The organism is Solibacillus sp. FSL H8-0538 (genome assembly GCF_038003525.1).
GTDB lineage: Bacteria > Bacillota > Bacilli > Bacillales_A > Planococcaceae > JBBOPI01.
Genome location: NZ_JBBOPI010000001.1, coordinates 1,639,994 through 1,654,948, shown reverse-complemented (window position 1 = coordinate 1,654,948; position 14,955 = coordinate 1,639,994). Strand labels below are relative to the sequence as shown.

Here is a 14,955-nt window from a genome sequence, read left to right as displayed (position 1 = left end):
TTATTCAACCCCTATATCTTCTAAGAAGGAATTACCTACTGAACCCGTATGCGAAATTTTTACGTCTACTTTAACATTCGCTGTCATCTCAGGGAATTCCTCATCCCACCGCTCTTTAATCTTTTTCCATTCTTTCGGATTAGATCGATGAATGGCTTCACCAAATCCAAATATGTCTGACTTATATTGTTTTTGTACCGTTTCAATGCTCAGATTAATGGTCTCTTCCATCTTTTTTTCAGTATTCTTCTCTAGCTCAACAATTGTTTCTTGGTCATCAAGATTAATTTGACACTCTACTTCCCCAACATTTGCTTTTACTTTAATATTGACATCCACTTCAGGCTTACCTTTGTTTATTTTGCCTTTCATTTTAGAATCAAAATGAATAATCTCTATAGTGGCTTTCCCCTCTTCAGGACAAGATATAGCAATTACAGCATTTTGCACTTCGTTGACGATGTAATTATACCCTTTGCTTTCTCGTTCAGTTAACCAGCCCACCAGTTTATCTTTTTTAAATAACGCTAATTCATCATATACAATTCGCGCAGATGGAGTAATCGATTCCACATTCTGTTTGCTTGATCCTATTTCTTGTTCCCCTGTTACTAGAACCCCTGTTAATACGGCTTCCTTTCCATCTCTTGTAAGATCGGCTATTAACTCATCTAATACAACGCCGTTCGTTGAAGCCCAGGAAGCTTCTGACGTTTTAAGCGTGTTAAACATTTTAGTGGCGGGTATATTTTCAATCGTTGTTCTGACATTTAGGACTTCCCCTGCGGTCATATCCTTAGCAATAACAACATAGAAATCAGTTCGAAATTCCCAATCTCTTGACAGAAAATCTAAGGATTCGGCTATGCCTTCTTCAGCTAAATCCTCACCAAGCACAAGCATTTGAAGATGTCCAGGATATATTTTTCGAGGCGAGTTCTTTGTAATTTTTCGTAAGGCTTCATATATTGTTTCTCCTTTCTCCTGAAACAGGGTGACTGGTGTACGCCCAGTACTTGTTTTCGAGGTTATTTCCGCAGGTACAACCACTTGAGCAGTTAATTGGTATTCATCTTCTACTTTATCGATTCCTATTGCCAGCATAATGCCAAGCTCATTTAATTCCCTTCGGTCCCAACACCCCGTAAGAAAGGGGCTGAGAATCAGGAGAACAAACATGCACTTTTTCATCGTTTAAACCCCTTCATACTCCTTATTTTTTTGATGGTTCTGGTTTTGCAGAGGCTGAATCTTGTTGCCTAACGATATTTTGTTGATTGATTAGACGAGGTCGAGTAAACATTTTCCATCTAGGCAAGCGAATAAACGTATCCTTTTGATCAGAAAGATTAAATGGAGCTATCGGAGACATATAAGGCACTCCAAAAGAACGCAAACTGCATAAATGCAGAAGTAGAGCAATTAAACCAATCGTTATTCCTACTAAACCAAAAGCAGCAGCTATTGCCATAAACCCAAAGCGTAGTATCCTGGCAGAGATAGCTAAGTCGTAAGTTGGAGAAACGAAACTAGAAATGGCGGTTATTGAAACCACGATTACCATCGCAGCAGAGATCATGCCTGCTTCTACCGCTGCTGTTCCAATTACAAATGCCCCTACAATAGACATGGCTGAACCGATGCTTCGTGGCATTCTTAAGCCTGCTTCACGCAAGATTTCAAAGGTGACTTCCATTACGATTGCTTCAACAAATGCCGGAAATGGGACACCTTCTCGTTGGGCTGCCAGACTAATAAGGAGTGCAGGAGGTAGCATTACATGATTAATAGTTGTGACCGCAATAAATAAGGCAGGTGCAAGCAAGGCAATCGTGAATGCAAAAAACCGAAGAAGTCGAACCAGACTCGCAATACCCGCACGTTGATAGTAATCTTCTGAAGATTGAAAAAATTGAACAAATAATGTTGGAACAATTAGGACAAATGGTGTTCCATCTACCAAAATGGCTATGCGTCCTTCCAATAATGCTGCAGCTACTACATCCGAACGTTCCGTATTGAATATGGTTGGAAAAGGTGAATATGGTGCATCCTCAATCAATTCCTCGATATTTCCACTTTCAAGAATTCCATCAATATCTATTTTATCCAAACGCAAACGGACTTCTTTCACTATTTTGTCATTTGCAATTCCGTTGATATACATAATGACAACATTCGTTTTCGTGCGTTTTCCAATAACTTTTGATTCCATCCAAAGATTTGGGTCTTTCAGTCTTCTACGAACTAAGGCGGTATTTACACGCAAATTTTCGGAGAATCCTTCGCGGGGTCCTCTTACTACCACCTGGGCTGTTGCTTCCGTTACTCCACGCTCAACCCAATGCCTATTGGAAATGATTAAACCTTGGGCATATCCATCGATTAAAATAATCGTATCCCCAGATAAAAGTCCAGTAAAAAGCACTTCAAAATTAGTTAGTTCTTTAATTTCTCCTACTGTCATGGCAAAATCTTTTAATACGCTAATAAGATTTTGTTCAGGAGATAGCTTTTTCTGTAATTCGGTCCCTTTGATATCTAGCATGAGCGTTTCCAAAATGAAATTTTGTAATGAGGTTGTATCGGTTAATCCATCTGTATAGATAATACCGGCTTTAATAGTTTCTTCTTTTCCAATTCGAATTTCTCGAATGATAATATCCGAGCTTTTTCCAAGGGAATCTTTTATTATTTGTAAATTTTCTTGAAGATTTGTTTTTAATTCAATTGTTGAACTTGTCTTCATCATTTGGCTAGTTGAAATAGAATTGGAATGTATTTTAGAATTACTTTTCTTTTTAAAAAAACCCATAGACTACCTCACTTACTGTTTGTTTTTTTTTTGCGTACTTATATATAATTTTGTTTATTACTTTGCCAATTAGGAAAATATCGCTTGATCCGTTAACGTCTCTATTAAGCATGTTGATGAGATATAGATTCTCATTTTCTTTAGCATGAGGAAACTCCTTTTAACAAAAAAGTCTGAAAACACATACAATTTGTTCTGATTTAATAAATCACACTATACATACGGCGATAAATATTTATTGTTTCAGACAAAGATTCTCTACCGTAATCTCAGGCATTTTATTGATCTGGCGAATAAATTCCTAAACCACTTTACGTATTTGTTGAACGTTATGAAAAAATACATTTCGAATAACTGTTGCCTTCAGCTATTTCCATAAAGCCTCAATTATATTCAAATCCGGGCTATACGGAGGCAGGAACATCAGTGTCAAGACATCTCGATACGCGTCTAGAAACGGCTGAAGCAGCTTCGCATGATGAATACGGGCATTATCTAATACCATCTCAATCCGTTCGCCGGGTATTTCGCCACAATTTTTTTAAGAAAGGCTAGGAATTCAACGGCTGTATACTGTTCCTCCTGTATGCAAAATACTTCGCCTGTTTCATAATCTAGTACACCAATCAGTTTCACGCCTTGATGACGACCGTATGTAGGAATCTTTTTTGTTTTCCTTTCGCAAACCAAGTGTTCGAAATCGCTTGATAATCGCGAATCATGGACTCATCTTCAAACAAAATTCGGTCTAACTGTCCGTTAAGGGGCTTTTTTTACTGTTTCAAATGCTTCTTTGAACGCTTCCTGTTTGGCTACATCGGTTTTTTCTAGTGTATAGGTTGGTCTCGTATAGCTTATTAGGCGATAGAGTAAATCACGTGTACCGCGGTCGGAGTACTTGACTTGAAACGTTTGTTGAATCCATTTGCAAACTAACGGTGCTGTCCAATTCATTTCCGTGGGAAAACCAACATCCACAGGCTTGAGTTCGACAACTGTTTGATATACCTGTTGCTCTTGTTCAGGTGTTAAAAACTTCGGACGACCCGTGGCAACGTTCGATTCACCACTCGTTTGCAAAGCTTGAATACGAGACTGCCATAAAAGGCGGCGTTCTGATCGTTTCATAAAAAAACCTTCTACTAAATTAATTGTCATGATTGTCTCATGTCATTTGATTTAGTAGAAGGTGTGTTGTATTTGGCGCTTACGAAAAAAATCGAATCTTTTTAGTTTTAACAAATGAAATTGTTATGAAAAGCAGTAAAGTCAGTAATAATAGATTTTTTCTTCTTATGGTATTCTAAATATGCCAAAATACTTTTCGCATCATCTGTTGTTACTTGTCTTAAAACCAATCTATCAGTTTCAAGTACAAGGAAGTCACTTACTTCTACCACAATTATCATCTCCTTAATATTATTAGTGTCGCATTCCTTAAATTTGATAAGAATTTTTTATTTAAACCAACCTTTTCTCTTAAACCAAAGAACCATTGAAACCCCAATTGTCGCCATCAATCCTAAAGACATAAAATACCCGTATTTCCACGATAATTCAGGCATATTTTCAAAGTTCATTCCATAAATCCCTGCAATAAAAGTTAAAGGGACAAAAACAGAAGTTATTATTGTAAGGATTTTCATAACATTATTTGTTTGATGTGAATTTAATGAGAGATAACTATCCCTTATGTCAGCAGTTACTTCTCTATTTGACATGACCATTTCTGACAGCTTTAAAAGGTGATCGTAAATATTAGAAAAATACTCTCTTCTCTCAACTATACGATTTAAATTTAAATTATGTGAATTTAACATTCGATAAAGCAGATCACGCATTGGATTAATTGTATGCAAGAGTTTTAATAACATATTTCTAATTTCAAATAATTCGTTCATTAGATGATTCATTGAATTTTTCTGAGTATTCGCTTCGATTTTATCTAATTCATCCTCAATTTTATAAATTAGCGGAAAATAGTTATCTACAACTTCGTCCAAAATTTGATAAAACACATAAAAGGTATCCCATTTCTCCATGCTTTTCTGAGACAAAAAACTATTCCAAACTTTAGTTATTTCTATTGCTGGAACGCTATGGAAAGTAACTAAAAAATTTTCTCCCACAAAAAAATTTAGTTCTTCTTTAATAATTTCTTTTTTTACTTCTTGAATAATATGTGTAACAAAAAAAGTATGATCAGAGTAATAGTCCAACTTTGGACGTTGAAGTTTCTGTAAACAATCTTCAATAGCAAGCGGATGAAATTGAAAAGTATCAACTAAATGTTTTACCTCTTCATCTGTTGGTTCATTAAAATCAACCCAGAACCATTTGTATGAAGAAAAATCTACATTATTTATGGAAATATCTTTTTCTAAACGATTTTCATTTGTAATTCCAATGAAATTTATCATAGTATTTACACCTTCTTAATAGTTACTTCTATAATGATTATACGCTATCTTTTATGTCTAATCTGCAGCGTTAGTTAAAGAAGTTCAACGAAAAGAAGCATTAATCATTGTTAGATCGATGCACACCGTTAGCCTTCCATGATGCGCAAAAATCAGCGCTTCTCCACAGAGAATGAAAGGTTTCTTCGTTCTTTCATGATAGCTGAACAACCTCTCTATTAGATGTTACGCAACTAATTTTAAAGAAACCAATTTTCTTCAACTCATCCATAAATACTTTGAATCGTTGGGACTATTTCTTATGCAAAAGATTTAAAACAATTTTTATAAACTCCTCATATGAAAAAAAATACTTACTCCGCTGGTTATACCACTTTCGAGTCGTTTCTACCAACCAAAATGGAACAGAATTCCCATCTATTAAAGGATAGTATTCTTCATATCCCTTTTTAAGATGCTCCCATCGAAAATCATTACCTGGCAGTGAGTATTCCGAGACATCAAGTATTTTTGCTCTTCCGTTTTGTAGTAAAATATTTTTCAAATGGATATCACGTGGATTGAGTCCCTTGCTTCGAACATATTCTCTTGCATCTTCCACGTCCTTTACAACCTGTTCAGGAATGTGAATACCTTGTAGTATGCAGTCAAAGAGCGTTTTCCCTTCCTCATAGCTTAAAACGAGATATTCGTCATATGAAGCAAAACAAGTTGAAAAGAAAGGTGAATCTCCTAATACATGATAAACATTTGCTTCAACTTGTACTTTAGCTACTTTGTCCTTAGCAAATATTTTAAATGCATAAGCCGGAGCGTTAAGAAATTGAAAAACGGCCGCATCTGTCCCCATACCTATACACTTCAAATCATCAGCGTCACCACTAATCGTTACAGGCTCGTTATTTGGATTTGAAAAAACAGTAATTTTAGAAAGAGAATCAAGAGCTACTTCCCAGTCGTTTTCCATATTAGCTCTCCCTTCTTCATCGTTGAGTAAAACCAAATTATTTCACAAGTACTAGAAACATCTCTTATTTCTAATGTTAATTGTTTGGCTTTAAGGTACTTTTTCCTTTAGTCTCTTTTTTGAGTACTTTTTACCTGTAAGTAGAACTTGTAGAAAGAAACCGTTAATTGATTGTCAAAATCTTAAATTTTACCCTAGTATTAAAGATTTGAGATCTGAATCTTCCCCCATAACGCTACTTGCCTTAATACGTTATTTCACAAATATTAGCTTCTTGTTTATAAAATGCTTGAAATGATATTAATCCCAATAGTTAAATACAATGTCCCCAACCGTTTTAGGGCGCCAATATTTTATGTTATAAAATTCTGCTTCACTTAATTGATGGTTGTTTTCTACAAAATTTGTGTCCTTCACTTCCTTTATCACTAACAATTCATTTAACTCATCTGCACGGAGAACATGATAATGCAAACTAAATCCCTTCCATAACTGCTCATGATCAATATAATCTAGGCCGCCTGGTGCAGCTGAAGAAGAAATAGCAATAAATGGATACATCGCATTGAGCAGGATATACAAACACTCATCGAAAACCTTTACTTGCACATAGTAATAATTTCGGCCTACTTCTAGCTCATTCCAAGTTAAAACCTCACCACCTAGATTATCGATAATTGAATAGCAATGTTTTTTACATTCAGCACCAATAACTTCTAGGTCGGTATCAAAAGCTGCATTACCAATAAACCCACTGACACCATTTAAAAGTATCATATTGTATTCCTTCCGTTAGCACAAAATGAAAAAGGACATTTCCAAATACACGCTCTTTTTGTAAAAATAGTTCACATCAGTTTTCACCAAAAAACATATCTGTCTAATATACTATCTCATCGTCTTTCCTAATAATAGAAACAACCCCCAACGCCCTTTGGAATACGTTTGCTTTTTTTTTAATGATTAGCAAAGTTACCTATTAACTGCTTAAATTTCAAGGACAGGACTTTGAAGGAGAATAAACAATTTTTTCTCAATGAAGTGTTCATTTTCTTTCGGGTTTTCATAGAGATAGTTCAAGTAAGTATAATTTCTTGTTGGGTAATGGTTCTAATCTGTAATAATTTACTTATTTTCCCGAATTTTGTTTCCCGCATAAATTACTTCATAAAACTTGAGTTGAATTATTCCAATAAATCTTTTTCCGAAATTTCTCCGTCAACCAATGTCCACTACTATTTATATACTCTACTTTAGTAATTTCAGGGTTATTCTCGATTATTTTTTCCTTCGCATTATTTAGCTTACTATGTGCATATACGATAATTGAAAAATAACCTACCAAAAATATAGCTATAGGGATAATGACTATAATTAAAATTTTCTTCAACTATATAGCCCCAATAAAGTCAATTCTTCTTTCATCAACAAGCCCTTTAGCGAAAAAGTACGCTTTTTTTAATAAAATTCACTAACGGTTTATCCAGTGTTTCAATTAAATTAGCAGCTTTAATCCAAATAAAATTATGTCAACCCCTATAAGCACCAAACTATTCTGTTCCTTTTCTTTGAAGATTTTTCTTCTTCCAACGCGGATGGAGATTTCCAAATTATCAAAGCAATTGCTATTGTAGTTAAGAAACTACATATCCTCAATATCATTTCCATTATGTATCACCACTTGTAATAAATTATTTATACATCCTTCTAATCTATTACTAAACTGCTCTAGTATTAAAGATTCGAAAACCAAACGAAGCGGCTCATCGAACTCCCCCTGAAAAGCGTCCAGCCAGAACGGAAATCAACCCCTAGTTATAAATTGGACCTTTTGGATAACGCTTCCAAAGAATCCTTTTTGGTTTTATGAAAGATAAGACGGAGTGTAAATCATGTAGAACATTTGAAAAGGTTAAACAAGAACTATAAAGTTTTATGACATACATTATTCATTATAGTGGGCAATAAAATCAAAAAAAGAATGACTCCTGTGAAATACGAGGGCACTGAAAAACCCCGCAACCGTATTTTTTCATCGTATTTTTATGCTTCTACGTTATTATATTCAGCAACCAATAGTGCTGCGGCCGCGCGACACTAATGCGGAAAAAGCGATACCGGTGAGACCCTTCCGAATAGGCTCGCCACCGTCCGCGGAAAACGAGTGCCAGAGCACCAATAACCTATCACTATTTAGCCTATGCTTTGCAGAATTCTTAGTAGAAATCAACTATTTAAGTGCCCATTGGAAAAATGCAAGAAACAACTACGGATTATTTAACGCCACCAATTTTCCTTATTTTAGCCACAAGTAATAGCAATAATGGAAGAAAAAGACCGAAAGTAGTAACTAAAGGGAACCAAGTCTCCTTGTTATATATGTCCAAATGGATTATTTCAGGATGAACAAATTGAGCTAGAAGAATTAATATAAATCCAAGAGGCAATGTAAGAACACGATTATTTTTTACTTTTAGTAACCTCGATAAGCCAATGACCGATGCATAAAAATATAATAGCGTTTTGAAAAATATAGTAATTATCCACATAAAAGCCATAATAACCTCAATCCGCTCTATAAAATTTCCGATTGAAATGAGCTTAGCTATGTCGTAACCTGGGTATCTAGAGTTTGCTGTGTATTTTGGGTTTAACACTAAAATACATAAAGTTACAATGATTGTTAATATTCCCCCACCTATTATTGTACCTATATAAAATCCCTTTTCCGCTTCCTTTCGTTCCCTAATTGAAACAGGGAATATCATTAACAATGAAACCATGGGGAGTGAACAAATACTTAAAAAAAGTAAGCTACTAAACAGCATAGACTTTGGCCCATGCTCTAATACAGGTTGGATGTTTTCAACCCTTATTTGGGGAGAAATTAATAGAATAAATGCAACAAACAAAAAAATAAATACAACAAACAAAATTTCTGCTGAACGAGCAAAGGTTTCTAATCCTAAACTGATCGCCATGATAACAACTAATCCAAAAAGTATACTAAATGGATACGCAGGTGAATCATGCATGATTTCTATATTCATAAAACTACTGACAAACGATACAAGCTCTCCGGCTGTAATGAAGGTGAAAAAAATAAAAGTGACAGATACAAAACTTCCTAGCCACTTCCCTAATACCTTTTCATTTATCTCAACTAGGGACATATTTGGTGCTATATTCCCTACTGCGATATACAATTTTACTAGTAGTAAACTTATTAGTACTGATAATATACAAGTTATCCAAGCATCCTGCATAACCACACCCACAACAAGCGCAGGAATGAATAATAGACTTGTACCAACTGTGAAGAAAACTACAAGTATTGTGAATTGCCTAGCGCTAATAACAATATTATTCACTGTTTCCTCACCTCTTTCGCTGTAATATTATCCCAACTAACTGATTTTCTACATAAAAGTTCGAATGAATAAATCGCTTAATGGTCTATAAATAAAGGAAATCCAATCTGTTGGGTTAGGTATTTTAAGTTGAAGAGTAACCGCTAAACCTAGTCCCGTAGAAAATAGCATTAAACTCCAAAAAATGAACATATCTTTCCTGTTATTCTCTGCGCGAAGATTGGGGAGTTCTATAAGGAGGATGGAAATAGAGACGACTAATACTCCTAAAATTCCTATCATAATCTACTCCTTCTCCTCATGTAAGATGGAATTTACTTTTGTCCCAGTTCCAGTTGTTTTTACATCCACAGAAACATTTACCTCCACATTTGGAAATAATTCTACCCACTCCTCCTTCATTTTATTCCATGCTTTATGATCGGCTCGACGAATAGCTTCCCCAAACCCCAATACATCGATTTGATAGTCATTTTGAAAGGTAACAAGCGTTTCCTCTATATTTTTTTTGATTTGTTCTGTTGTCTTATTATTGATATAGTCTCTCGTCTTCTTTTTTGTAAGGTCAATCGAGCAATTTACTTCTCCGACATTTTGTTCCACCCTAATTTTTACATCAATCGATGGGAATCCATTTTTCACTTTTCCCTTCAGTTTAGTTTTAACACTTGAAATTTCCATTGCTAACTCTCCTTCTTCAGGACAGGAAATTACCGCTACTGTGCTTTTTACATTATTTTTTAAATAGTTATAGCCTTTGCTTTCGTCTTCAGTCAGTATGCCGGCTAATTTATCCTGTTTAATTACCGCTAATCCCGTGTATTTTAATTTTGCTGGAGGTTCAATTTTTTCTACGTTACTCTGATTCATTCCTAGTGCAGCATCCCCCAATATACTAATATTAGGTAAAATTGAATTTTTTTCTTTTGTACTAAGTTCATTTACTAAGTCATGTACATGAACAGATGTAGAAGGTGCCCATGACTTTCCCGAAACTTCAAGAGAGCTAAACAGTTTGTTTGCGGGAATTTTTTCTAAAGGGGTAAATATGCCCAAAACCTCTCTTGCAGTCGTTTCATCCGATACAATTACAAAAAAATCACTTCGAAGCTCATTGTCTCTTAAAAAAAAGTCGAGGGATTCGCTAATTCCTTCCTTCGCTAATTCTTCCCCCAAAATAAGGATTTGAATATGAGCGAAGTAGGGTTTTCTTGGAGTAATTGTAGTCGAGCGTCTTATTGCTTCAAATATACTTTTACCTTTCGCATAATAGGTAACAACCGGTGCTCGCCCACTACCTCCTTGCTTGGAAGAGACTTCATTTGGATTTACAACTTGCAGTGATACTTCATAACCTTCTTCTACCTTATCAATCCCCATGGCAAGAACAATAGCGAGCTCGTTTAATTCACGCTTGCTCCCACATCCACAAATAAATAAAGTAAACGTAAGAAATGAAACTAGTACCATTTTTTTTTTCAGATGAAGCCCTCCTTTTAGGAAGCAAATTTGATTAGAAAGATACAACTCGCAAAAATTGGGCGAGTTAATGTCCTTACTTATGTGGATGAGAAAGTTATACTTTCTTATCCACTAAAACATCATTTTCTTGCTTTTGTTGGTTTATCTAACGGGTTATGTCCTCGTGTCGTATTATTTGGAGCGATTAAACGAGAGCGACTTAGTAAAGCCCAACGTGGAAAACGAAGAATTGAATCCTTTTGCTCCGATGGAATAAGCGGTGCAAACGGGCTCATATACGGTACGCCAAACGTACGAAGGCTACAAAGATGAAGGATCAAGGCTATTAATCCAATCATGACACCAAATAAACCGAACATAGCTGCTAAGCCCATTAATGGAAACCGCAATAGCCTAAACGTATTCGAGAGTGCATAAGATGGAAACAAAAAACTACAAATAGCGGTTAGCGAGACGACGATAACCATAACAGCAGAAACCATTCCAGCCTCTACTGCTGCCTGTCCAATAACTAAGGTTCCTACAATGGAAACTGCTGGACCAATCGTCCTAGGCATCCGAAGACCAGCTTCTCTTAAAATTTCAAAGGCAATTTCCATTATTAAAGCTTCTGCGATTGCTGGGAATGGTACCCCTTCACGTTGAGATGCAAGACTAATCAGCATGGATGTTGGCAGCATTTCCTGATGGAAAGTAGTAATTGCTACATAAAATGAAGGCCCTAATAAGGCAATGCCAATGCCCGTGTAACGCATGATTCGAATAAGACTACTCACATCGGAACGTTGATAATGATCTTCTGCCGCTTGTATGAATGAAGAAAATGGAGCAGGTACTATGAGAACAAACGGTGTACCATCTACTAAGATAGCTACTTTTCCTTCCAATAATTCTGCGGCAATAACATCTGGGCGTTCCGTGTTATAGACAGTTGGGAAAGGTGTGAATGTAGTGTCTTGTATTAGTTCTTCTATATAACCGCTCTCTAGTATTCCATCAATGTCAATTCGATCGAGACGTGTCATAACTTCTTTAACGATTTTGTCGTTTGCAACTCCATTAATATACATAATACAAACATCAGTTTTTGTATATCTTCCAATAACTTTCGATTTCATCCAAAGGTTAGGGTTTTTTATTTTACGACGAATTAAAGCTGTATTCGTCCGTAATGTTTCAGTAAATGATTCCCGAGGTCCGCGAATAACTGTTTCAGTAGTGGGATCGGTAATAGCTCTATCCTTGGAATGTTGAGTGCTAGCAGATATACCCTTTGTGTTTCCCTCAAGCAAGATGACCGTTTCACCACTGAAAATAGAACTGTATAAAACGTTGAAGTCCGTTATATCTATGACGTCTCCAACTGTTAAGCAGTAGTCTTTTAAAAACTCAAGGGCCTGTTGTGAGCTGTTGGTGGAGGAGCTTTCTATATCTAGCACCAAAGAATCCATGATAAAATCCGTTATTACTGACTTGTCTGCTAAACCATCAGTGTAAATAATTCCAATTAATTGTTCTTTTGATTTACCGATATTCAACATTCTGATAATGACATCATTACTATTACCGACTGTTTTTTTTATTTCTTGAAGATTTTCTTGAAGACTTGTATGCAATAATAGAGCATTTTTTTGATCGCTAGAATCTGCGTTTAATTTTTTGGTATTACTCATTGTAACGTCACCTCAATTTTTTATTGCTCTAACAGAAGTATGCATCAATTTTCAAAAATTAAACGTAGGTTGTATATGCAAGTATATTAGTCTACTTTAAATAAAATAGAACGATAAAAAAATTTTATACGGACTATTCGAACCAATTAAAATATCAAAAAAGTCATTCACTAAAAAACAATAAGAAAAGCTCCGATGCAACCCTTATGTAAATGCTCTTAGTGAAAAAGCAACTACGCATACAGATGAATTTAAACGTTTTGTATTGAGGAAAGTGAACGTGGGAAAATACAACGTCTAATGTTTGAGGAGGTTAGACAGAAAGTACAGAGTTATATGACATACTATAATCATTATTGCGGGCAATTGAATCAAATTAAAAATGACGCCTGTGAAATACAGACGTCATTCACCCAGTTGAACTAGTTGACTAGGCTATTTATAGCTATAAAAAGTGGCGTCATCATTTCTTGAAAAGTTTCTAGCATATCATTCTCTCGTTCTAGATTAACTGATAAAAATACGGCCCGCACTGGTCTTCATGTGTATTGACATACGTCCAGTTGAAATTGACATCTACAATATAAATGTCTTGTTGGTCTTTGAAATCAATCGCTTTAACTTTATCAGCATGTTCAAATTTTGTTACGAGTGGACGATTTTGATAAAACACATAAAATTCTGTTTTGGTAAGTTCATCTAAGGCTGCCATTGCATCTTCCCTCTGCAAACAGGGTACTTCCTCATAGCTAAAGACATGCCATAGAAATTGAGCCAGGTAAATTTCCTTTTTCTTGTCCTCACTTATGCCACTAGTAAATGCTGCCTCCCAATGACCTTTAATGTCATCACCTTCCCCATACAATTCTGTAATAACTACCCCTTTGGCTTGTAAGAATTCTCTGTACAAAAAGTCTTTCTTTAAATGCTCAGCATAAAACAAAAGGTTTGCCAACTCTTTTTCAGGTAGTTCCTGAATAAGTTGATATAATTCCTCTTTAATGTTCGTCATTTGACACCCACTCTCTTGTTTAATCATTTCGTAAATAGATCACACTTTCACTTCTCGTTACGTGAAAATCCAACTCATCCTTTACATTCAGGATCGAAGCAACTTCAGTATAATTTTCAGTTATAAAAGCTAGACCATAACCATTATTTTCTGGATACCCGTATATGTAGCAAACAACTTTTTCATCGTTCAAAAATACGATTTGATTCATTCCTTCATTAACGGTTTCACTAATATTATCCCATTTATACCCTACTGTTTCATAAATCAAATCTTCAGGTGTATAGGGGTTAAAGGAATAGGCCCTATCCCATTCAAATGGAGTTATATTTAACAAATTTACGGTTTCAACAGATTGGCTAATTGATAAAAATTCTTCCTTAAATAATTCAGCGTTTACACTCCATAAATCCTTCTTCAGAATTTTTGTTAACAGTACAATACATAGAATCCCCATGACAATTATGGCTACCCTTTTAGTCAATTTCATCATAATACACCACCTTATTTATACTGTGCTCATTAACAAATTCACCGCTAATTCAATAGCTCACTTTCCTACCTATCTTGAACAATAGCGGAATCAGTGCCAATAAACAGCCTCCTACTACAACAGTAGAAATGATTAACTCTTTATATTCAATTACCTGGCTTTCAAATAGTTGAAAAAGGATCATTGAATTGATAGGAATGTTGAGCAACAGTCCTGTAATCAGGCCAGGTGCGTATGTTTTCATCACAATCGTAGCTAATAGATGGGGAAAGATTGCATTTATTATCATTGAGCCTAAAAATCCAATAAACGTCCACTTTGCTATATTTGATTGAGGTACAAATAAAAACGTAAATGCGGCCAAATAAGCGAAAACTGTAATAATAATAACTGCAAAACGAAATTCTCCTGGCGTTACGGACTTCTGAAATTTGGTAGCTTGCTGTGACCATTCAGGCAACCAAATAGCTTCTTCAATATTGTGCAGCGTAATGGCTAAGCAAAAGCATATGACGAAATATTCCATGTACATATCCTCCTTTGCAATTTCTAAAATTCCTTCCACCATTCCTGTTATTACTTACTACGAAAAAAGAACAAAAAAGTTTCCTTTATTACCCATTTTTTTATTTCAGTCGACAAAAAAACCCAAAAGTTGTTTTTCATTTGTATCTTTAAACGAAAATATCTTTCTCTTAATTTGTTCCCATTATTCAGAGCTA

General features: G+C 35.3%; 14 protein-coding genes and 1 pseudogene. All 15 read right to left on the bottom strand.

The features are described 5' to 3' along the window. The 15 genes and pseudogenes from MHH87_RS07755 to MHH87_RS07690 all read right to left on the bottom strand — a co-directional run bounded on the left by MHH87_RS07755 (position 1) and on the right by MHH87_RS07690 (position 14,759). Positions 1-1,191 carry a Ger(x)C family spore germination protein gene (locus tag MHH87_RS07755; RefSeq protein ID WP_340748742.1) on the bottom strand — a complete coding sequence of 397 codons (1,191 nt, stop codon included), beginning with the start codon at positions 1,189-1,191 and terminating at the stop codon, positions 1-3. 22 nt (positions 1,192-1,213) lie between these two features. Continuing rightward, complete coding sequence (locus MHH87_RS07750) at positions 1,214-2,815, bottom strand: spore germination protein (RefSeq protein ID WP_340748741.1); 1,602 nt, start codon at positions 2,813-2,815, stop codon at positions 1,214-1,216. Between the two features lie 367 nt (positions 2,816-3,182). Beyond that, a pseudogene (locus MHH87_RS18890) lies at positions 3,183-3,505 on the bottom strand (IS630 family transposase). Between the two features lie 69 nt (positions 3,506-3,574). Continuing rightward, positions 3,575-3,943 carry a winged helix-turn-helix domain-containing protein gene (locus MHH87_RS07745; RefSeq protein ID WP_340748740.1) on the bottom strand — a complete coding sequence of 123 codons (369 nt, stop codon included), beginning with the start codon at positions 3,941-3,943 and terminating at the stop codon, positions 3,575-3,577. Positions 3,944-4,050: 107 nt separating this feature from the next. Next, on the bottom strand, positions 4,051-4,215 hold the full coding sequence (locus tag MHH87_RS07740; RefSeq protein WP_340748739.1) for a hypothetical protein: 165 nt from the start codon (positions 4,213-4,215) through the stop codon (positions 4,051-4,053). Positions 4,216-4,272: 57 nt separating this feature from the next. Next, positions 4,273-5,235, bottom strand: coding sequence for a magnesium/cobalt transporter CorA (corA, locus tag MHH87_RS07735; protein ID WP_340748738.1), 963 nt, complete (start codon positions 5,233-5,235; stop codon positions 4,273-4,275). A 292-nt stretch (positions 5,236-5,527) separates the two neighbouring features. After that, on the bottom strand, positions 5,528-6,202 hold the full coding sequence (locus MHH87_RS07730; protein WP_340748737.1) for a serine/threonine protein kinase: 675 nt from the start codon (positions 6,200-6,202) through the stop codon (positions 5,528-5,530). Between the two features lie 300 nt (positions 6,203-6,502). Then, a complete protein-coding gene (locus MHH87_RS07725) occupies positions 6,503-6,979 on the bottom strand; it encodes a hypothetical protein (RefSeq protein WP_340748736.1) in 477 nt (158 codons plus the stop codon). Between the two features lie 388 nt (positions 6,980-7,367). Then, positions 7,368-7,592, bottom strand: coding sequence for a hypothetical protein (locus MHH87_RS07720; protein WP_340748735.1), 225 nt, complete (start codon positions 7,590-7,592; stop codon positions 7,368-7,370). A gap of 883 nt (positions 7,593-8,475) precedes the next feature. Further along, positions 8,476-9,573, bottom strand: coding sequence for a GerAB/ArcD/ProY family transporter (locus MHH87_RS07715; protein WP_340748734.1), 1,098 nt, complete (start codon positions 9,571-9,573; stop codon positions 8,476-8,478). A gap of 285 nt (positions 9,574-9,858) precedes the next feature. After that, positions 9,859-11,043, bottom strand: a complete 1,185-nt coding sequence (locus MHH87_RS07710; protein ID WP_340748733.1) for a Ger(x)C family spore germination protein — start codon at positions 11,041-11,043, stop codon at positions 9,859-9,861. A 131-nt stretch (positions 11,044-11,174) separates the two neighbouring features. Then, on the bottom strand, positions 11,175-12,728 hold the full coding sequence (locus tag MHH87_RS07705) for a spore germination protein (RefSeq protein ID WP_340748732.1): 1,554 nt from the start codon (positions 12,726-12,728) through the stop codon (positions 11,175-11,177). Between the two features lie 502 nt (positions 12,729-13,230). Further along, on the bottom strand, positions 13,231-13,740 hold the full coding sequence (locus MHH87_RS07700; protein ID WP_340748731.1) for a DUF4275 family protein: 510 nt from the start codon (positions 13,738-13,740) through the stop codon (positions 13,231-13,233). A gap of 19 nt (positions 13,741-13,759) precedes the next feature. After that, on the bottom strand, positions 13,760-14,233 hold the full coding sequence (locus tag MHH87_RS07695; RefSeq protein WP_340748730.1) for a hypothetical protein: 474 nt from the start codon (positions 14,231-14,233) through the stop codon (positions 13,760-13,762). Between the two features lie 49 nt (positions 14,234-14,282). Continuing rightward, complete coding sequence (locus tag MHH87_RS07690; protein ID WP_340748729.1) at positions 14,283-14,759, bottom strand: HXXEE domain-containing protein; 477 nt, start codon at positions 14,757-14,759, stop codon at positions 14,283-14,285. Positions 14,760-14,955: the final 196 nt, after the last annotated feature.